This window comes from Puniceibacterium confluentis, assembly GCF_007923445.1.
GTDB lineage: Bacteria > Pseudomonadota > Alphaproteobacteria > Rhodobacterales > Rhodobacteraceae > Puniceibacterium > Puniceibacterium confluentis.
In genome coordinates this window covers 134,070-153,319 of sequence record NZ_VOJI01000003.1, presented here as the reverse complement: position 1 = coordinate 153,319, position 19,250 = coordinate 134,070, and the positions used below count along the sequence as shown (strand labels likewise).

Here is a 19,250-nt window from a genome sequence, read left to right as displayed (position 1 = left end):
CCCGCGCACGTTAACTTTGTGCGTTTTCCCGCAGGGGCCGCGACAGCAGCCCGTCACAGGTCCAGGCTCTCGGCGGCATCCGACCCGGACGCGGTGTCGCCGGGCCAGGGGCGGCGGCTGTGGGTCCGGGCGTATTGCGGCAGGTCAGAGCCACGTTCCAGGCCCATGGCGCGCCATTGGCGCAGCGCCGGATCGGTCAGATGCGCCTGCACATAGGCCTGTGCCTCGGGCGAGACGGGAAGGCCATATCCGGCAATGCGCATCGCGACAGGGGCAAAAAACGCATCCGCGGCGCTATAGGTGCCGCAGAGCCACGGACCACCCGCGCCGTGCCTGTTTCGGGAATAGGACCAGATCAGGTCGATCCGGCTCAGGTCGGCGAGAACCTCGGGCGGCGGGGCATAGTCGGAATAGGCGGCGCGCAGGTTCATCGGGCATTCGCTGCGCAGCGCGGTAAAGCCGGAGTGCATTTCCGCCACGAGGGAACGGGCGGTGGCACGGGCGGCTGGATCGACAGGCCAGATCTGGGCGTCGGGATGGCGGCTCGCCAGTTCTTCGGCCATGGCGAGGCTGTCCCAGATCACGCTGCCTTCGGGGGTGACGAGGGTCGGAACCGTCCGGGCGGGGGGGATCGCCTGCATCTGCTGCGCGACAGAGGCTTCGGAGAAATCGACAAAGGTGATGTCCATCGGCAGACCCCAGCGGTGCAACAGCAGCCACCCGCGCAGCGACCAGCTGGAGTAGGAATAGTCGCCCAGATAAAGCTGATATGTCATGTCGGTTTCTCCAAACTGCCTCGGCATGGTTTTAGCCGCTCCCCGGCAGGGAACCCAGCGCGATTCTGTGCCCTGCGGCATCACCTCGCGTGATGATTGGCTTCAAGAATGCGTGAGCATGCAAGATATTTTGGAAACCAAAAGCGATCCGGCGGCGTTTGTGACCCGTATATCTGTGTGTAGCGCCCTCAAAGGGTGCGACACCGACGCGTGATTTGAGGGGAGATAGCATGGCCATCGGAACTTTCAACGACCAGACACTGTCCCGACGTGCCATGAAGGCCGAATTGCTGGACGCAGAAACCGAATTGCGTCTGGCCTATGCCTGGCGCGATCAACGTGACGAAGCGGCGCTGCACCGGCTGATCACGGCCTATATGCGTCTGGCGATTTCCATGGCTTCGAAGTTCAGGCGCTACGGAGCGCCGATGAACGATCTTATCCAGGAGGCCGGTCTGGGCCTGATGAAGGCGGCGGACAAGTTCGACCCCGATCGCGGAGTGCGGTTTTCGACCTATGCGGTCTGGTGGATCAAGGCGAGCATTCAGGACTATGTGATGCGCAACTGGTCGATGGTGCGGACCGGCTCGACCTCCTCGCAGAAATCGCTGTTCTTCAACATGCGGCGGGTGCAGGCGCGGCTCGAGCGCGAGGCGGCGGCAGCCGGCGAGGCTTTGGACCGACACCAGCTGCGCCAGATGATCTCGACCGAGATCGGTGTGCCGTTGCACGACGTCGAGATGATGGAGGGGCGGCTGTCCGGCTCGGATTATTCCCTGAATGCAACCCAGTCCGCCGAGGACGAGGGCCGTGAATGGATCGACGCGTTGCAGGATGACGGCGCACAGGCCGCAGAAATCGTGGAAATCAGCCATGACACCGCGCAATTGCGCGAGTGGCTGCTGAAGGCGATGAATTCCCTGAACGCGCGCGAGCGGTTCATCGTGCGCGAGCGCAAGCTGCGCGACGAGTCCCGGACACTGGAAAGCCTGGGGACCGAACTGGGATTGTCCAAGGAACGCGTGCGCCAGCTCGAGGCGGCGGCCTTCGTCAAGATGCGCAGAACGCTTGAAAACCAGTCCTCCGAGGTGCATTCCTTTCTCGTATGATGCATTTTCTCCAGATCGCCGCCCTGGTGGTGTGCTGGGCCTCCGCAGCCATTGCTGACGGGGGCTTTTTTGCGGACAGCGAAGTGGTGTTTCTGGGCGAATATCACGACAACCCGTACCATCATGCCCGTCAGGCCGAGCTTGTCGCCCGGATAGCGCCGCGCGCGCTGGTGTTCGAGATGCTGACCGAGGATCAGGCCGCGCGCATAACCCCGGATCTTTTGGCCAATCCGGCGGCGCTTGAGGCGGCGCTGGCCTGGGCTGACAGCGGATGGCCCGATTTCTCGATGTACTACCCGATATTCGTGGCGGCTCACGCCAGGGTTTACGGTGCCGCGCTGCCGCGGGAAGCTGCGCGACGGGTCATGGAAGAAGGCGGCATCACCGTGTTCGGAGCCGGGGCGTCGGCATACGGTCTCGACGCGGCTCTGGGCCCGGACCAGCAAGCCCGGCGCGAGGCCTTGCAGTCAGAGGCGCATTGCGACCAGCTGCCGGAGTCGATGCTGCCGGGGATGGTGGAAATCCAGCGGCTGCGGGACGCCCAGCTTGCGCGCGCTGCGGCGCAGGCTCTGGATGACACGGGCGGGCCGGTCGTGGTGATCACCGGCAACGGACACGCCCGGCGCGACTGGGGCGCACCGGCGCTTCTGGAACAGGCCCGCCCGGACCTGAAGATTGCGGTTCTCGGCCAGGGCGAAAAAACCCTTGGTGCACCGGTGGGCGTCTTCGATCTGGTGGAGCTTTCGCCGAAGGTGGATCGCGGCGATCCCTGTGCCGCCTTTGCGGATGCTCCGGTGTCCGGCGACGGCGATGCGGCTCCGGGTGATTGAGTTTCTCTGCCGGGCTGCGTAACACTGCGCGGGACCAAGATTTTCCGAGAGGCGCGAGAATGCTGAAAGCCAGGCGGATCCTTCTGATCATCGGCGGCGGAATTGCGGCATACAAGGCGCTGGACCTGATCCGCCGGCTGCGGGAACGCGGGGCGGCGGTGACGCCGGTGATGACAACGGCCGCCGCCGAGTTCGTCACCCCGCTGTCGGCGGCGGCCCTGGCGGGCGAAGCGGTGCATGGCGCGCTGTTCGACCTGACGCGAGAGGCTGAAATGGGCCATATCCAGCTGAGCCGGGTGGCGGATCTGGTGGTGGTTGCTCCCGGGACTGCCGACCTCATGGCGAAGATGGCGCAGGGCCTGGCGAATGACCTTGCCTCGACGTTGCTGCTGGCCACGGACACGCCCGTGCTGGTTGCGCCCGCGATGAATGTCCGGATGTGGCAGCACGCGGCGACGCAGCGCAATCTGACCACACTGCGGGGGGACGGGGTGCGGTTCGTCGGGCCGAATGACGGTGACATGGCGTGCGGTGAATACGGGCCGGGGCGCATGGCCGAACCGCTGGAGATCGTGGCGGCGGCGGAGGCGATGCTGGTCGGCGGGCCGCTGAGCGGGCGGCGGGTGGTCGTGACCTCTGGGCCGACGCACGAGCCGATTGATCCGGTGCGCTACATCGCCAACCGCTCGTCCGGGGCGCAGGGCACCGAGATTGCCCGCGCGCTGGCCGCGTTGGGGGCCGAGGTGGTGTTCGTCACCGGACCGGCGCAGGTCCCGCCCCCAGAAGCGGTCGAGGTGGTGCGGGTCGAGACCGCGCAGCAGATGCGTGATGCGGTGCTCGCGGCGCTGCCGGTGGACGCCGCGGTCTTTGCCGCCGCAGTCGCCGACTGGCGGATGGCCGAGGCGGTCACATCGAAGATGAAGAAGGCGGAGGGACGGTTGCCGGTGCTGCAGTTTGCCGAGAACCCGGACATACTGGCCGAGGTGTCACAGTTGTCCCGGGGCCGTCCCCGGCTGGTGGTCGGCTTTGCCGCCGAAACCGACAATGTCGAGGCGCATGCCACCGCCAAGCGGTTGCGCAAGGGGTGTGACTGGATTGTCGCCAATGATGTGAGCCCGGCGACGGGGATCATGGGCGGCAGCGAAAATGCGGTGACACTGATCTCCGGCGCGGGCGCCGAGGTCTGGCCGCGGATGGGCAAGCGTGCGGTCGGGGACCGGCTGGCACAGCGCATCGCCGAGACGCTGGCGGCGGTTTGACCGGCGCAATGTGAGTATTTGGAAAGAGAAGAAGCCGGGGGCTGTCGGTGTTGGAGGCGGGGTGGCGTGGGCCGCGTCCGAGATTTCCGGACAAGGCCCGGGGATGGCGGCGGCGGTCTGGTCGCCGCGCTGCGGACAAGGCTATGGCCGACCTGTGGCGGCGGGTGCGCGGGCGCCCGTGGTCAGAGACTGGGTTCCGGCTGCCTCGGCGCGGCCTGATGCGCGTGCTCGTGATCCGGCTTGCGGGTGGCTTTGGTCGCGCCTAAAACCGCCCAAATTGGATAAGGGGCTGGCAGCATGAAATTTCACAGACGTACGTTGATCAAGTTCGCCGGGGCGGCATCGGCTCTGGCGCTGCTGCCGCGCAGCGCTGCCGCGGCATTTGCGCCGGTGCCGGACGGCTGGCGGCGTTTTGAAGTCACCACCCGGATCACGCTGCCCGCGACAGGGAGCCCGGCACAGGTCTGGGTGCCGGTGCCCTCGGTGTCGGAGCCCGACTGGATGGCGCCCGGCGTGGCGTCGTGGACGACGACCGCGGATCAGGCCGAACTCAGGACCGACCCGGTGAGCGGTGCCCGGTTTGTGCACGCGGTCTGGGAGGCGTCGGCGGCAACACGGGTGCTTGACCTGAGCGCGACGGTGGCGACGCAGAACCGGGCTGCGGACCTTTCCGTTGCGGGCGCTGCCGATCCGCTGTCGGCTGCCGAGCGGGCCCTGTACACCGCCGCAACCGAGCTGATCCCGGTGGACGGGATCGTCAAGGAAACGTCGGACCTGATCACCGCCGGGGCGCGGGGCGATCTGGAAAAGGCCCGCCGGATCTATGACTGGATCGTCGAGAACACCGCACGCAACCCGGAAACGCGGGGCTGCGGGCTGGGTGACGTGGCTTCGATGCTGGCGCTGGGGGATCTGACAGGGAAATGCGCGGATCTGAACGCGCTGTATGTCGGTCTGGCGCGCGCGGCGGGGCTGGCGGCGCGTGACGTCTATGGCATTCGGGTGGCTCCGTCCGCCTTTGGCTACAAGAGCCTGGGCGCGGGATCGTCGGATGTCACGAAGGCGCAGCACTGCCGCGCCGAAGTCTTTCTGGAAGGCTTCGGCTGGGTCGCTGTTGACCCTGCGGACGTGCGCAAGGTCATGTTGGAGGAGCCGCCGAAGAACCTGCCGCTGGATCATCCGCTGGTCGCCGATGCGCGCGCCGCGCTGTTCGGGGGCTGGGAGGGCAACTGGGTCGGCTACAATTTCGCGCACGATGTCCCGCTGCCGGGGTCGGATCAGGGGCCGGTTCCGTTCCTGATGTATCCGCAGGCCGAGGTGGACGGCGCACGGCTTGACCCGCTGGATTACGCCAACAGCTACTACGGCATCACTGCCCGGGAAATCACGCCATAGAGGCGACAAGCCGGGCGCCGGGCAGCCTGTTGCCCGGCATGGCCGTGCTGTCAGGGCGGGCTCACGACGGGGGTATGTCGACAGGGCGCCCGGTGCGCGACGATGTTTCGACGGCGTCGATCAGGCGGTGAGAGGCAAGTGCCTGGCGCCCGGTGACCATCGGCGCGCGCCGCTGCCGCAGGGCATCGGCAAAATCCTCGATCATCCCCTGGTGCCAGTCGTGTCTGACCACCACCGGCCCGCTGTCACCCGGCGCCTGGCTGTCCTGTGCGTCGACCTCGACCCGCCCGTCACGCCAGTGAATGTGCAAGGCGTCCTTGCGCACGCAGATCGACGCCTGTTCAAAATGCAGGGTGATGGTTTCCTGACCATGCGGAAAGGTCGCGGTGCTGGCCACAAGCGAGCCGACGGCACCACAGGCGAACCGCAGTCCGGCCACGGCGAGATCCTCGGCTTCCATCCGGTGCAGCGGGGTTGTGGCGGTCATCGCCTGCACGGTCGACACGGGGCCGGCCAGGCTGAGGGCCAGGTCGAGGGTATGAATGGCCTGGGTGATCAGCACGCCGCCGCCGTCGCGGGCGTAGGTGCCCCGGCCAAGTTCGTCGTAATAGGACTGGTCACGCCACAGCGGAACCGCAATCTCGACATGTCCCAGCCTGCCAAGCGCACCGCTGGCGATGCGCTGCGCTGCGGCCCTGGAGGGCGCACGCATCCGGTGCTGGAACAGCACCCCGAGTGCGACACCGGCGGTTTCGCATATCTCGACCACCTGCGTGGCTTCGGCGGTTGTCCGGGCCACCGGCTTTTCCAGCAGGATGTGTTTTCCCGCAGCCGCAAGCTGGCCGATCAGGTCGATCCGCACACTGGGCGGGGTCGCGACAATCACCATCTGGATGTTCGGGTTGCCGGTGATCACTGTCAGATCCGCGGTGAACACCGGTTCCGGGCCGCGATAGTGCTCTGCCAGATGCCTGGCGCGTTCCGGGCGCTGCGACATCACGGCGGCCAGCCGAAGCCGGTCACCTGCATCTGACAGCGCGGCCACGTGGGTTTTGGCAATCATGCCCGCGCCGATCAGCGCGACTCCCATCGGCTGCAGTTTTCTTGCCTGTACCATGAGTCACTCCGTTGCGGCTGCGCCTTCACAAAGCAAAACCTGCGCCGGGCTGCAAGCACGCGGGGGGCGGAGGGCATGGCATTTTGCGCCGCGCGCCCTGGCGCCGCGGCACATTTGCGCAGGCTGTTTGAGCCATAGTCCGGGCCTATTTGCGCGCCCGGCCCGAAGCGTATCTGAATTCGGCAACCTCGGGTTCAACAGGAGCAAAGAAAATGAAACAGCAGCGAAATCTGATCCGGAGTGGCCTGGTCGCCGCCTGTCTGGCAACCCTGACGCCTGTCGTGGCGCTGGCGGCAGATGTGTCGATCCGTCTGGGCCATGTCCTGCCCGAAAGCCACAGCTGGCATCAGGCCGCGACCGGATTCGCCGAAGAGGTCCGGACCCGCACCGAGGGCCGCGTCGCCATCGAAGTGTTCCCGTCCGGCCAGTTGGGCAGCGAAAAAGAGGTGATCGAAGGTCTGCAATTCGGCTCGGTCCAGGCCGGGCTGATCGGGTCGGGATCGTTCCAGGCGATCGAGCCGCGCATGGGCATCATCGAAATGCCTTATGCCTGGGGCGCGCGCGAGCAGGCCTTTGCCGCGCTGGACGGCGACCTGGGGTCCGCACTGGCGGATATGCTGGATGCCAAGGGCATCAAGGTCATCGGCTGGTGGGAAAACGGGTTCCGCAACATCACCAACAGCGTGCGCCCGATCGAGACGCCCGAAGATCTGGCCGGGCTGAAAATTCGCGTCACTCCGGACAAGGTGCGTCTGGCGACCTTCGAGCTTCTGGGCGCGGAACCTGCGCCGCTGTCCTTTGGCGAACTCTACTCGGCATTGCAGCAGGGGGTCTTTGATGCCCAGGAGAACCCGCTGGCGATCGTCTATTCGTCGTCGTTCTTCGAGGTGCAGAGGTACGTGTCGATGTCGGAACACATCTGGGGCGCGGCCACTCTGACGATGTCGAAATCGGTCTGGGACAAGATCGCGCCCGAAGATCAGGCAGTGGTTTCGGAGGCCGCCACACGCTGGGGCCAGACCCAGCGCGACATGGTTGCTGCTGCCAACGCCGACCTGATTGCGCAGCTGGAAGCCAAGGGCATGGCATTCAACGCGGTCGACAAAGCGGCATTCATCGAGGCGGTGGCACCGATCTGGGAAGACCAGAAAGACGTGTACGGCGCGGACCTGCTGGCCATTCTGGACAGCTACCGGAAATGAGCGCACCGGCTCCGGAGATGACCCTCGTTGCATCGGTGAACCCGGTGCAACTCTGCGACTTCAGCAAGAAGGTGCCGTTCTCGCCCATGGCCCTTGGCGAGGAATGCATGTCGCGCCGCGGCTCTGGCGGGATGTCGCCGCAATGACCCTGTCCTGTGCGACACGGGGCGCTGCGGGATGGATCGACCGGGCCGCGCGCTGGGTCGGGGCGGGTCTTGTGGCGGCCTTTGCCCTGATGGTGGTCTATGTCGTCGCGTCGCGGTACCTGTTTTCCTCGACCCCGCGCTGGGCCGAGGAACTGCCCCGCCTGCTGCTGGTCTGGCTGACCTTCACGGGTGCGGTGTCCGGCTTTGTGCGGGGCAGCCATTTCCGGGCCGGACTGCTGGATCTTCTGAGCCTGCCCCCACTGTTGCGCCGCGTCCTGTCGGTTCTGGCCGGGCTGGCCAGTGGCGTCTTTCTGGCGGTCTTCGTCGTGACGGGCGCCCGTCTGACCGGCCTCACCTGGTCACACACCACCACCGCGCTGTCGCTGCCTGTGGGGCTGTTCTATCTGTCATTGCCGGTGTGCTGCGGGTTGGCGCTGCTTGGCCTGATCCTGAAGGGTGGCCGGGTATGAGCATTGCTCTTGTCTTGCTGTTGCTGGTCTTTGTGCTGCTGGTGCTGATTGATGCACCCATCGCCGTGGCGCTGGGCCTGTCGTCGATGTTCTATCTGCTGATCTCCGGGACCGCGCCGATGATGGTGGTGGCGCAACGCGCCGTGTCGGGAATCGACAGTTTCACCCTGCTGGCCATTCCGCTGTTCCTGCTGGCCGGACTGCTGATGGTCCATGGCGGGCTGGCACCGCGCATCATCGCGCTCTGCGCGGCGTTGATCGGGCGGCGCACCGGCGGGCTGGCCCTGGTGATGATCATCGCCTGCATGCTGTTCGGCTCGCTTTCCGGGTCCGGTGTGGCTGATGTGGTGGCGATCGGCACGATGATGCTGCCGGCGATGCGCGATCAGGGCTACGCGCCGGGGTTCAGCGCCTCTGCCCTGGGCTGTGCCGGGTCGCTGGGCACGGTCATCCCGCCGTCGATCGTGCTGATCGTCTACGGCACGGCGACCAACAGTTCGATCGGGCAGTTGTTCATCGCCGCCATCATTCCCGGCCTGCTGCTCGGGCTGGGCCTGATGCTGGTCGCCTGGTGGATTTCACGCCGCAACGGCTGGCAGGGGGGGGATCCGTTTTCATGGCGGAGGCTGGGCGCCGCGGCCCGGGGCTCGATCCTGGCGATGCTGGCGCCGCTGATCATCGTCGGCGGCATCCGGCTGGGGATCTTTACCCCGACAGAAGCGGCGGGAATCGGTGTTGCCTATGCCCTGTTCATCGGCGTCTTCGTCTATCGCGCGCTCAGCCTGTCGCTGCTGATGCGTCTGCTGCGCGAAACCACCGAGATGACGGGGGCCATCCTTCTGGTCATCGCGGCGGCATCGGTCTTCGGCTGGATCCTGGCAGCGGAACAGGTGCCGCAGATGGCCGTGGCCGGCATCACCGGCGCCACACGGAATGGGACGGTGGCACTGCTGCTGATGATGCTGATCCTGCTGATCCTGGGCACGTTCATGGAATCCATCGCGATCATCCTGATCCTTGCGCCGGTGTTCCTGCCGATCCTGCAACACTACGGCATCGACCCGGTCTATTTCGGCATCCTGCTGACCATCAACCTGGCGATCGGGGCCAACACCCCGCCGCTGGGCATCGACCTGATGGCCGCCTGCCGGGTGGGAGGGATCCCGCTGAGCGCATCACTCCGGTATTTGCTGCCGTTTCTGGGCGTGATGGCGGGCGTCCTGCTGCTTTTGGTGCTGTTTCCCGCCCTGATCACCGACCTTCCCGCGGTTGTCTTCTGACACCGCACGTCCAGACAGAAAGACACCGAACCATGCCGATGACACCTGACGCCCGCGTCGATCTCGACCGTTTCTGGTCCACCATCGAAGCCTCTGCCGACATCGGCAAGGGGCGCCCCGGCGGCCTGTCGCGCCTGACGCTGGGCGACGACGACCGGGACATGCGCGACCTGTTCTGCACCTGGTGCCGCGACGCGGGGCTGCGCGTTGAGGTGGATGCCGCGGGCAACATCTTTGGCCAGCGCGACGGGACGGACAATGACCTGCCGCCGATCCTGATCGGCAGCCACCTGGACACACAGATCAATGGCGGACGGTTCGATGGCATCGCCGGTGTTCTGGCCGGGCTGGAAGTCTTGCGCTGCCTGAACGACCTGGGCCACGTCACCCGTCGCCCGGTTGTGGTGGTCGACTGGACCAACGAAGAGGGCGCCAGGTTTTCACCCCCGATGGTCGCGTCGGGCTGCTTTGTCGGGAAATACGACATCGATTGGGTGCATGATCTGATCGCGGACGATGGCGCCGGCTTTGGCGATGAACTGGAACGCATCGGCTACAAGGGCACGCGGCCCTGCAAGGCGGGCGAGATCGACGCCTATTTCGAACTGCACATCGAACAGGGCCCGATCCTGCATGCCGAAGGCCGCGCGGTCGGCATCGTGACCGGCGGCTATCCGGTGCGCGGGATGCGGGCCTCGTTCCAGGGGCAGACGTCGCACACCGGGCCGACGCCGATGGACCTGCGGCGCAACGCGCTGGCGGCCGGCGCACGCTGGCTGACGGCGATTGATGATCTGGGCTGGGACTTTGCGGTGCATGACGGCAAGGCGACGGCGGCGCGCCTGACCGCCTGGCCGAACAAACCGGGCATCCTGTCCGAGTCCGCCGAGGCCATTTGTGATGTGCGCCATCCCGATCCGGTCACCACCCGCGTCATGGCGGAAAGGATGCGCCGGGCGGTGTTCGAATCCGCCGCGCGCTGTGGCTGCGACGCGGTGATCGAGGATGAGTGGGAATGGGGGGGCGATATCTTTGACCACACCTTGATCGAGAGCCTGCGCACGCAGGCCATCCGCATGGGCTACAACTGGCGCGACATCGACAGCCAGGCGGGACATGATGCCTATTTTCTGGCTACCCACTGCCCGACCGCGATGATTTTTGCGCCATGCAAGAACGGCATCACCCACAACAACGAAGAAAGCTGTGACCCCTCGGACTTTGTTGCCGGCCTGAACATCCTGTTGCACGCCGTTGTCGCAAGGGCGGACCGATGAGCCCTCTGACCGGCCAACGGCGATGCTGGCCCGGGATCAGTTCATATCGGGGTAAAGCGCGATAAGCTCCTGCGCCATCTGCACAAATTTTTGCTCGGACGGGGTCAGCTTGTCCATTGGCGCATGCACCAGGTACACATCCGCGCCAATCGGTTCGTCGGTGATCTTCAGCGGCCAGAGGGATCCGTCCCGAATGTCGCTGGTCACCGACATCAGGGGCAGTATGCCGATGCCCAGCCCGGCAACGATCATCCGGCGCACCTCTTCCAGATTGGTGCTCAGCCCGTTGATCCGGTTGCCAAGGTGTGTGCCCTCGCGCAGCACCGACATCGGCTCCAGGCCCATGCCTTCGGTGGCACAGGCGAACGAGATGAAGGGTTCGCGTTGCAGGTCACGGACGCTGACGGTCTCGGTGCCAAAGAACGGATGTTCGGCACCGCAGAACACCCGGAACTCTTCGCGGAACAGCCGGATCGAAGTCAGGTTGATCAGTGGCTTTGCCAGCAGGCAGAACCCCAGCCCCAACCGGCCCTGCTGAATGTTGTGCACAATCACCTGGCTGTTCTGGATCTCGCTCTGGAACATCACCGAGGGGTGACGCTGGTGATACAGGCGCAGCAGTTCGTCCAGTGTGGGTGAAACCAGATTGCTGATGATCTGATACCGGACCTGGCCACGCTCCTCTTCGGTCGCGTCGCGCACCAGAAGCGAGATACGCTCGGCGCTGTGAAAGATGTCGCGGCATTCCTGAAAGATCTTGTCGCCGCGCAGGGTCAGCTCAAAGTGGCGGCTGTCGCGGAACACCAGCTGACAGTCCAGTTGCGCCTCGAGTTTTTGCAGGGCGCTGCTGACCGAGGGCTGGCTGAGCCCAAGGCGCCGGGCGGCTTTCGTAATGCTCTTTTCCTTGGCGATCATGTAAAACATCCGCAGATGGTTCCAGTTCAGATCCGAGGGCAGGTTGGCATCCATGTCGGGCTTTCTGATCGGCGGACGGGCGTCCAGGTCGGCCAATTCTGTCAGAAACCTTGTCAGGGTTTAAGCTGTTTCAGACATTCGTCGGCCCGGGCGCGGCGCTCTGCGTGAAATCGCGCCTTCGATGTCAGAGGCGCGGACGGCGACAGTGGCTGGTGCGTGGTGAGCCCGTCACAGCCCGCTTTCGGGCCCCGGACCGGGGCTCGATCTGACAGGCGCGCCGGAGCCGGGCTTTGGCTGGAAAAATCGGGCGGAATGTGCCGACCCATGCGCGCCGTTCAGCGTCTGGCCCGCCGGATCATGCCGTCCGGCTTGCGACGCGGCTGCAAATCCTCAGCGCGCCGGAGTTGCGCGCCGGGGCGTCCGCGCCTCAGGTGTTGAACAGGAAGTGCAGCACGTCACCGTCCTTGACGGTGTAGGTCTTGCCCTCGGCGCGCATCTTGCCGGCGTCCTTGGCCGGCTGTTCGCCGCCCAGAGTGACAAAGTCGTCATAAGCGATTGTCTCGGCGCGGATGAAGCCGCGCTCGAAATCGCCGTGGATCACCCCGGCGGCCTGGGGGGCAGAGGTGCCATGACGGATGGTCCAGGCGCGCGCCTCTTTCGGGCCAACGGTGAAATAGGTCTCGAGATGCAGCAGGGCATAGCCCGCGCGGATCAGACGGTCGAGCCCGGCCTCTTCCAGACCCATCTCGGACAGGAACATCTCGGCTTCGTCGGCGTCAAGCTGCGAGATGTCCTCTTCGATCTTGGCCGAGATCACCACATGGGAATTTCCCTGCGACGCGGCCATCCTCGCCACGTTCTCGGAATGCGCGTTGCCGCTGGCGGCCTCTTCTTCAGAGACGTTGCAGACATAGAGCACCGGCTTGGTGGTCAGCAGCTGCAACATCTTCCACGCCTTGGCATCTTCGGCGTCGACCTGCACCGTGCGGGCCGGCTGGCCCTGCTCCAGAGCGGCGAGCGCGGCTTTCATCAGGCGCTCCTGCTGGACCGCCTCCTTGTCGCCGCCGCGCACCTTGCGGGTGATGTTGACCAGCCGCTTTTCGATCGATTCGATGTCGGAAATCATCAGCTCGGTCTCGATGGTCTCGGCATCGGCGACCGGGTCGACACGTCCGTCGACATGCACAACATCGCCATCCTCGAAACAGCGCAGCACATGGGCAATGGCGTCGACTTCGCGGATGTTGGCCAGGAACTGGTTGCCCAGACCTTCGCCCTTGGAGGCGCCCTTGACCAGCCCGGCGATGTCCACAAAGGTCATGCGTGTCGGGATGATCTGCTTGGACTTCGCAATCGCGGCCAGCCGGTCCAGTCGCGCATCGGGCACGGCGACGTCGCCGACGTTGGGCTCGATCGTGCAGAACGGAAAGTTTGCGGCCTGGGCGGCGGCGGTCTTTGTCAGCGCGTTGAAAAGGGTCGATTTGCCCACGTTGGGCAGACCCACGATTCCCATCTTGAAGCCCATGATGTGTTCCTTTTCACCTCTGTGACGGGCCGCTTCTAGAGCCAGTGGATGTGGGGTGCAAGGCCAGGCGCGGTTTGTGGCCCGCCGCCCGCAGCCGCAACCCGGGGCTCGGGCGGTCCGGGCCGCGTGGCGTTACTGCCAGCGGCCGACAAAATCTTCGGGGATCAGCAGGATGTCGCGGTCTAGGGTGGCCACATCGCGCCGCCCGCACATCGCCATCGACAGGTCGAGTTCCCTGTGGATCACTTCGAGGGCGCGGGTGACGCCCTGTTCGCCCATTGCACCCAGACCATAGACATAGGCGCGCCCGATCCAGGTGCCCTTCGCCCCCATGCTCAACGCCTTGAGCACGTCCTGACCGGAGCGGATACCGGAATCGAGATGCACCTCGATCCGGTCGCCGACCGCGTCCAGTATGGCCGGCAGGGCCCGGATGGAACTGAGTGTGCCGTCCAGCTGCCGCCCGCCGTGGTTCGACACGACAATGGCGTCGGCGCCGACGTTGCAGGCTTCGCGGGCGTCGCGGGCATCCATGATGCCCTTGATGATCAGCGGCCCGTCCCACATCTTGCGGAATTGCCGGATGCGGTCCCAGTCGAGCGACGGATCAAACGCCTCGGCGATCCAGGTGGACAGCGACGACGGGTCACTCACCCCTTTGGCATGACCGACGATGTTGCTGAAAAACCGCCGCTTGGTGGACAACATGCCAAGGCCCCACTGCACCTTGGTCATCATGTCGGCGATCGACCTGGGCGTCAGCTTGGGCGGCGCGGACAGGCCGTTCTTGATGTCCTTGTGGCGCTGCCCCATCACCTGCAGATCGACCGTGATCACCGCAGCCGAACAGTTCGCCGCCTTGGCACGGTCGAACAGGCGCTGCATGTAGTCGTCGTCCTTGAGCGTGTAGACCTGCATCCAGAAAGGCTTGCTGGTGTGGGCGGCGACATCCTCGATCGAGCAGATCGACATGGTCGAGAGGCAATAGGGCACACCAAATTTTTCCGCAGCCCGCGCGGCCTTGATCTCGCCATCGCAGTGCTGCATCCCGGTCATCCCGACCGGTGCCAGCGCCACCGGCATCGCCACCTCCTGGCCGATCATCCTGGACCCGGTCGTACGCCCCGCCATATCCACGGCAACCCGCTGGCGCAGATAGATCTTGTCGAAGTCGCTGGAATTTTCGCGGAAGGTCTGTTCGGACCAGCTGCCGGATTCGGCATAGTCGTAAAACATCCGCGGCACCCGGCGGCGATAGAGGCGCTTGAGGTCGGCAATCTCGGTGATCACGGGCATGGACGTCGGCCTTTTCTGCGGATTGGTCGGGATTGCTTACCAATACCGGTGAGGCCGGGCAAGGCATAAGCCAGGGCTGTGCGTCGCGGTCCGGGTGAACCGCCCGAGCCGATGAATCACTCGCGCCGATCCGACGGAGCGCCTGCGGCGCGCCGGGTGTGTCGCCACCCGCCGTCGGCAGGTGGCTCCGCGCCGCCCCCGCCGGGACGCGTCAGCCCCGATGCGGCGCCGGACCGCGGGGCGGTGGGGCCGGTGTGCGACGTGGTCAGAAGGCCGCTCCGATGCAGGAAGCACTGCGGCAAGGCTTGCTTTCGCGGCGCGCCGCATTCATGCAGGAGATCATGACACAGACCGGCAGAGATATTCCTACTGACCTTGCGGCGCTTGGCTGGAGCGCGGCCTTTGACACCCAGTTGTCCGAGGAGGAGACCGGACTGCTGCGCCTGCGCGTGGCGACGGTGCATCGGGCACGGATGACGGCGATCGGCGTCGCCGGGCCGGTGCGGCTGGGGCTCGGGCCCCGGACCAGCACAGCGGACTTTGCTGTCGGAGACTGGGTTCTGGCCGAGCCGGGCAGCAACCTGCTGCTGCGCCGTCTCGAGCGGGGATCCCTGTTGCAGCGCCGAACGGAAGGCGGACGGGAGCCGCAGCTGATCGCGGCCAATGTCGACACGCTGTTCATCGTCACCTCCTGCAACGCGGATTTCAACCCGGCCCGGCTCGAGCGGTATCTGGCGCTGTGCAACGAGGCGGGAACGCAACCGGTTATCGTGCTGACAAAGGCCGACAAGGTCGCGAGCGCCGAGCCTTATCTGGCGCAGGCGGCGGCCTTGCAGCGCGGGCTGGCGGTGGTCGCGTTGAACGCGAAGACGCCAGAGGCCGTGGACCCTCTGGTGCCCTGGTGCGGTGCGGGGCAGACCGTGGCGCTGGTGGGATCGTCCGGGGTTGGAAAATCTACCCTGCTGAACACGCTGGCCGCGAGTGACGAGGGCGATGTGCAGGAAACCGGTGGTATCCGCGAGGCGGACGCCAAGGGCAGGCACACCACCACCTCGCGGTCGCTGCACAGGATCCGGGGGGGCGGCTGGGTGATCGACACGCCGGGGATGCGGACCCTGCACATGAGTGATTCCGCGGACGGTCTGGATCTGGTGTTTTCCGAGATCACCGAGCTTGCCCCGGAGTGCCGCTTTCGAGACTGCACCCATGCGCACGAGCCGGGCTGCGCCGTGCAGGCAGCGATCGAGCGCGGCGATCTCGACCCGGCGCGGCTGGAGCGCTGGCGCAAGCTTTCCCTCGAGAACCGCGACAATACGCCGGTCGCCACCGGACCGCGCGGCAACCGGACGATGCAACTGCGTGGCAAGAAGAAGTGACGTGCACATCTGACAGGGAACGCCGCGGCGGGCGGTCGGCACATCACGTGGTGTCACATGGCTGAGCCACGGGCGGTGCTGGGCGTGGACGGAGGTGGCAGCACCTGCCGCGTTGCCCTGCTCTGGCAGGGTCAGCGCCATGAAGTCATCGGGGCGGGAGCCAATGTCACCAGCGATTTCGACGCGGCCTTGGCGGTTCTGCGCGACTGCCTTGCCGCGCTGGGTGAACGGGCGCAGCTCAGGCCCGAGGTCCTCTGGGCGGTGCCTGCCTACATCGGGCTGGCCGGAGTGCTGGATTCCCGGTGTGCGGCGCGGGTCGCGGCGGCGCTGCCGTTTGCGACGGTGATGGTCGAAGAAGACCGGCCTGCCGCGCTGGCGGGGGCGCTGGGGGCCGGCACAGGATGTGTGGTTTCGGTGGGCACCGGGTCGTTTCTGGGTCGGAAGACCTCTGCAGGGACAAAATTCATCGGCGGGCACGGGATGGTGCTGGGCGACGAGGCCTCTGGCGCATGGCTGGGACGCCGCGCGCTGGCCGGGGCCTTGCAGGCGGCGGATGACATCGTGCCGGACACCGCCCTCTGCATCTCGATACGTGACAGGTTGGGCGGGGTGACAGGCGTGATAGACTTTGCCCGCAGTGCGGGCGCGGCAGAGTTTGCGGCGCTGGCCCCCGAGATCGTGACGGCGGCCGAGGCCGATGATGCCCTGGCGCAGGGTCTGTTGGCGGAGGGAGCCGGTTACATCGTCCGGGGGCTGCATGCGCTGGGCTGGCGCCCGGGCGAACCGGTCTGCCTGCTGGGCGGGCTCGGTCCCAGATACGCGCCGTGGCTGGCGCCCGAAATCCTGGCGGCATTGGTGCCGCCGCGCGGCAGTGCGCTGGATGGCGCACTGGCACTGGCGGCAACCCTGGCGGAGCGTGCAGAGCGATGACAGGGCGGACCGTGCTTTCGGGTGCCAGGGTGTTTGATGGCACGACCCTGCACGACGGCCTGGCGGTCGTGATGGACCAGCAGCGGATCGCCGCGCTGGCGCCGTTGGAGGCGGTGCAGGACGACCTGGCGCGGGACGACGTGGCGCACATGGTATTGGGCGGCGGTATCCTGAGCCCGGGGTTCGTTGACCTGCAAGTCAACGGCGGCGGCGGCGTTCTGTTCAACGACCGGCCGGATGTGCCGACCCTGCAGCGCATCGCGCAGGCCCATGCGGGTTTGGGGGCAACGACGATAATGCCCACTCTGATCACGGACACCGCCGACAGGACACTGGCCGCGATCGCTGCGGTCTGCGAGGCGATGGCGCTGGACGTGCCGGGAATCGGCGGCCTGCACCTCGAGGGGCCGCACATCGCGCCAGCCCGCAAGGGCGCACATGATCCCGGCCGCATCCGGGAGATGGACGATGCGGATCTGGCCGTGTTGCTGGGGGCGGCCCGGCGTCTGCCGACGCTGATTGTCACCCTGGCGCCGGAATCGGTCAGACCGGAGCAGATCGCGGCGCTGGCGAAAGCCGGGGTCACCGTCTCGCTCGGGCATTCCGACTGCAGCCTGGAACAGGCGCAGGCCGCGTTTGGCGCCGGTGCGCGGATGGTGACGCATCTGTTCAACGCCATGAGCCAGCTTGGCAGCCGCGCGCCGGGTCTGGTGGGGGCGGCACTTGGCGCGCCGGGCGTTTCATCGGGGATCATCGCCGATCTGGTGCACGTGCATCCGGCGACATTGCAGGTCGCACTGGCGGCGGATGCACAAAAGGACGGGTTGTTTCTGGTCAGCGATGCCATGGCGCCGGCAGGCAGCGCCATCGACGCTTTCACCTTGACCGGACAGCGGGTGTTCCGGCGCGACCGCACGCTGAGACTGGGCGACGGCACACTTGCCGGGGCGGATCTGGATCTGCCGACGGCGGTGCGCAATCTTGTCGGGGTGGGGGTGCCGCTGGAGCGGGCGCTGTCGATGGCAACCCGGCGCCCGGCGCGCGCGGCCGGGGTGAACGCGGGCGTTCTGCAGGCGGGTTGCGCGGCGGATCTGGTGTACCTGAGCGACGCACTCGAACTCTGCGCGGTCTGGCAGCGTGGTCAACCGGTGCCTCTGTCGCCGGTCTAGCGACTGCTCAGACTCTGCCGCTGGCTTGCGGCGTCACCTTGACGTGCGGCGCAGGCGGATCACCACATCGACGCTGGCGATCTCGGCACCTTCCGGTGCCTGCGGCAGGCGGGCGATTTCCAGCTGGTCCGAGGGCGCATCGGTCAGCGAGCCGTCATCTTCCCAGTAGAAATGCGGATGGTCGTGGGTGTTGGTGTCGAAATAGCTTTTTGACCCGTCCACCGTGACCTCCTGCATGAGGCCGGCGTCACAAAATGCCCTGAGCGTGTTGTAGACCGTTGCCAGTGACACCCGCTCACCGTTCTCCTTGGCGGCCGCGAACAGGCTTTCCGCGGTGACATGCCGGTTCTGGCCGTCACCGACCAGAAGCGCGGCCAGTGTCAGACGCTGACGGGTCGGGCGCAGGTCGGCCCGGGCCAGCCAGTCGGTTCCACGATTTGCCGCGTCAGGTGTCATCGGGTGCATGTCCTCTGGTCTCATGTGATCATATATAGAGCGTCAGGGGCCGGGATTTCAAACGAAATTGCCCAGGCCCCCCGGGCGCTGAGGCTTGAACCGCAGGCTTGCGCCCTGCGCGACCCCGATGCTAGAGGAAGCAGACGGATTGAGACCAACAGATGAGGCGCGCGCTATATGGCTGATTACCCGAGCCAGTTCGACAAGGAAGATCTGCTGAAATGCGCCCGTGGCGAATTGTTCGGCCCCGGCAATGCCCAACTGCCCGAACCGCCGATGCTGATGATGGACCGGATCACCGAGATTTCCGGTGACGGCGGGCTGCACGGCAAGGGCCATGTGGTGGCCGAATTCGACATTGCACCGGACCTCTGGTTCTTTGATTGCCACTTTCCCGGCAATCCGATCATGCCCGGCTGTCTGGGGCTGGACGGTCTTTGGCAGCTGACCGGGTTCAACCTTGGCTGGCGTGGCTGGCAGGGGCGCGGCTATGCGCTGGGCGTGGGCGAGGTCAAGCTGACCGGCATGGTGCGCCCTGACCGCAAGATGCTGACCTACAAGGTCGATTTCACCAAAGCCATACAGACCCGCCGTCTGACCATGGGCGTTGCCGACGGCATCGTCGAGGCCGACGGAGAGGTCATCTATCAGGTCAAGGACATGAAGGTCGCACTGTCGGAGAGCTGATCCGGCTGTCTGCGACCCAACAGGAGGAGAGCGCC

General features: G+C 66.0%; 19 protein-coding genes. 13 read left to right on the top strand and 6 right to left on the bottom strand.

Translation table 11 applies throughout. The features are described 5' to 3' along the window. Window positions 1-53: 53 nt before the first annotated feature. Window positions 54-776, bottom strand: a complete 723-nt coding sequence (locus FOY53_RS05065) for a glutathione S-transferase (RefSeq protein ID WP_146586379.1) — start codon at window positions 774-776, stop codon at window positions 54-56. 230 nt (window positions 777-1,006) lie between these two features. Here FOY53_RS05065 and FOY53_RS05060 point away from each other — a divergent pair, with 230 nt between their 5' ends. The 4 genes from FOY53_RS05060 to FOY53_RS05045 all read left to right on the top strand — a co-directional run bounded on the left by FOY53_RS05060 (window position 1,007) and on the right by FOY53_RS05045 (window position 5,369). Further along, window positions 1,007-1,885, top strand: coding sequence for an RNA polymerase factor sigma-32 (locus tag FOY53_RS05060; protein ID WP_146586377.1), 879 nt, complete (start codon window positions 1,007-1,009; stop codon window positions 1,883-1,885). After that, a complete protein-coding gene (locus tag FOY53_RS05055; RefSeq protein WP_146586375.1) occupies window positions 1,882-2,715 on the top strand; it encodes a ChaN family lipoprotein in 834 nt (277 codons plus the stop codon). Before FOY53_RS05060 ends, FOY53_RS05055 begins: the two co-directional genes overlap by 4 nt. A gap of 59 nt (window positions 2,716-2,774) precedes the next feature. Then, window positions 2,775-3,974, top strand: a complete 1,200-nt coding sequence (gene coaBC, locus FOY53_RS05050; protein ID WP_146586372.1) for a bifunctional phosphopantothenoylcysteine decarboxylase/phosphopantothenate--cysteine ligase CoaBC — start codon at window positions 2,775-2,777, stop codon at window positions 3,972-3,974. A 297-nt stretch (window positions 3,975-4,271) separates the two neighbouring features. Further along, window positions 4,272-5,369 (top strand): transglutaminase family protein, encoded by a 1,098-nt coding sequence (locus tag FOY53_RS05045; protein WP_146586370.1) that lies wholly within the window; start codon window positions 4,272-4,274, stop codon window positions 5,367-5,369. Between the two features lie 61 nt (window positions 5,370-5,430). Here FOY53_RS05045 and FOY53_RS05040 read toward each other — a convergent pair whose 3' ends face one another. Then, window positions 5,431-6,486, bottom strand: a complete 1,056-nt coding sequence (locus FOY53_RS05040) for a Gfo/Idh/MocA family protein (protein WP_246107287.1) — start codon at window positions 6,484-6,486, stop codon at window positions 5,431-5,433. Between the two features lie 212 nt (window positions 6,487-6,698). On the opposite strand from FOY53_RS05040, the gene FOY53_RS05035 reads away from it, so the two are divergent. Genes FOY53_RS05035 through FOY53_RS05015 form a run of 5 tightly spaced genes read left to right on the top strand, consistent with a single transcriptional unit; the run spans window position 6,699 to window position 10,861 of the window. Continuing rightward, entirely contained in the window at window positions 6,699-7,688 is a 990-nt protein-coding gene (locus FOY53_RS05035) for a TRAP transporter substrate-binding protein (protein WP_146586368.1), read from the top strand. A gap of 17 nt (window positions 7,689-7,705) precedes the next feature. Further along, the gene (locus tag FOY53_RS23950; protein ID WP_281289549.1) at window positions 7,706-7,834 is read left to right on the top strand and encodes a hypothetical protein; all 129 of its coding nucleotides are present in this window, start codon (window positions 7,706-7,708) and stop codon (window positions 7,832-7,834) included. Further along, window positions 7,831-8,304, top strand: a complete 474-nt coding sequence (locus FOY53_RS05025) for a TRAP transporter small permease (RefSeq protein ID WP_146586366.1) — start codon at window positions 7,831-7,833, stop codon at window positions 8,302-8,304. Before FOY53_RS23950 ends, FOY53_RS05025 begins: the two co-directional genes overlap by 4 nt. After that, a complete protein-coding gene (locus tag FOY53_RS05020; protein WP_146586364.1) occupies window positions 8,301-9,584 on the top strand; it encodes a TRAP transporter large permease in 1,284 nt (427 codons plus the stop codon). The genes FOY53_RS05025 and FOY53_RS05020 overlap by 4 nt, the downstream gene beginning before the upstream one ends. Window positions 9,585-9,616: 32 nt before the next feature. After that, window positions 9,617-10,861, top strand: a complete 1,245-nt coding sequence (locus tag FOY53_RS05015) for a Zn-dependent hydrolase (protein WP_146586362.1) — start codon at window positions 9,617-9,619, stop codon at window positions 10,859-10,861. A 36-nt stretch (window positions 10,862-10,897) separates the two neighbouring features. Here the strand turns inward: FOY53_RS05015 and FOY53_RS05010 are convergent, their stop codons facing one another. From FOY53_RS05010 to FOY53_RS05000, 3 genes are all read right to left on the bottom strand, one after another. After that, window positions 10,898-11,872, bottom strand: a complete 975-nt coding sequence (locus FOY53_RS05010; protein WP_246107286.1) for a LysR family transcriptional regulator — start codon at window positions 11,870-11,872, stop codon at window positions 10,898-10,900. A gap of 331 nt (window positions 11,873-12,203) precedes the next feature. Next, the gene (gene ychF, locus FOY53_RS05005; protein ID WP_146586360.1) at window positions 12,204-13,301 is read right to left on the bottom strand and encodes a redox-regulated ATPase YchF; all 1,098 of its coding nucleotides are present in this window, start codon (window positions 13,299-13,301) and stop codon (window positions 12,204-12,206) included. 132 nt (window positions 13,302-13,433) lie between these two features. Beyond that, window positions 13,434-14,597, bottom strand: a complete 1,164-nt coding sequence (locus FOY53_RS05000) for an alpha-hydroxy acid oxidase (RefSeq protein WP_146586357.1) — start codon at window positions 14,595-14,597, stop codon at window positions 13,434-13,436. 341 nt (window positions 14,598-14,938) lie between these two features. On the opposite strand from FOY53_RS05000, the gene rsgA reads away from it, so the two are divergent. Genes rsgA through nagA form a run of 3 tightly spaced genes read left to right on the top strand, consistent with a single transcriptional unit; the run spans window position 14,939 to window position 18,072 of the window. After that, window positions 14,939-15,973 (top strand): ribosome small subunit-dependent GTPase A, encoded by a 1,035-nt coding sequence (rsgA, locus tag FOY53_RS04995; protein ID WP_146586355.1) that lies wholly within the window; start codon window positions 14,939-14,941, stop codon window positions 15,971-15,973. Between the two features lie 57 nt (window positions 15,974-16,030). Further along, window positions 16,031-16,903 (top strand): glucosamine kinase nucleotide-binding domain-containing protein, encoded by an 873-nt coding sequence (locus FOY53_RS04990; protein ID WP_146586353.1) that lies wholly within the window; start codon window positions 16,031-16,033, stop codon window positions 16,901-16,903. Beyond that, the gene (nagA, locus tag FOY53_RS04985; RefSeq protein WP_146586351.1) at window positions 16,900-18,072 is read left to right on the top strand and encodes an N-acetylglucosamine-6-phosphate deacetylase; all 1,173 of its coding nucleotides are present in this window, start codon (window positions 16,900-16,902) and stop codon (window positions 18,070-18,072) included. Before FOY53_RS04990 ends, nagA begins: the two co-directional genes overlap by 4 nt. Before the next feature lie 33 nt (window positions 18,073-18,105). Here nagA and irr read toward each other — a convergent pair whose 3' ends face one another. Continuing rightward, window positions 18,106-18,528 carry a Fur family transcriptional regulator Irr gene (gene irr, locus FOY53_RS04980; protein WP_146586659.1) on the bottom strand — a complete coding sequence of 141 codons (423 nt, stop codon included), beginning with the start codon at window positions 18,526-18,528 and terminating at the stop codon, window positions 18,106-18,108. Between the two features lie 177 nt (window positions 18,529-18,705). On the opposite strand from irr, the gene fabA reads away from it, so the two are divergent. Continuing rightward, window positions 18,706-19,215, top strand: a complete 510-nt coding sequence (gene fabA, locus FOY53_RS04975) for a bifunctional 3-hydroxydecanoyl-ACP dehydratase/trans-2-decenoyl-ACP isomerase (RefSeq protein WP_146586349.1) — start codon at window positions 18,706-18,708, stop codon at window positions 19,213-19,215. Window positions 19,216-19,250: the final 35 nt, after the last annotated feature.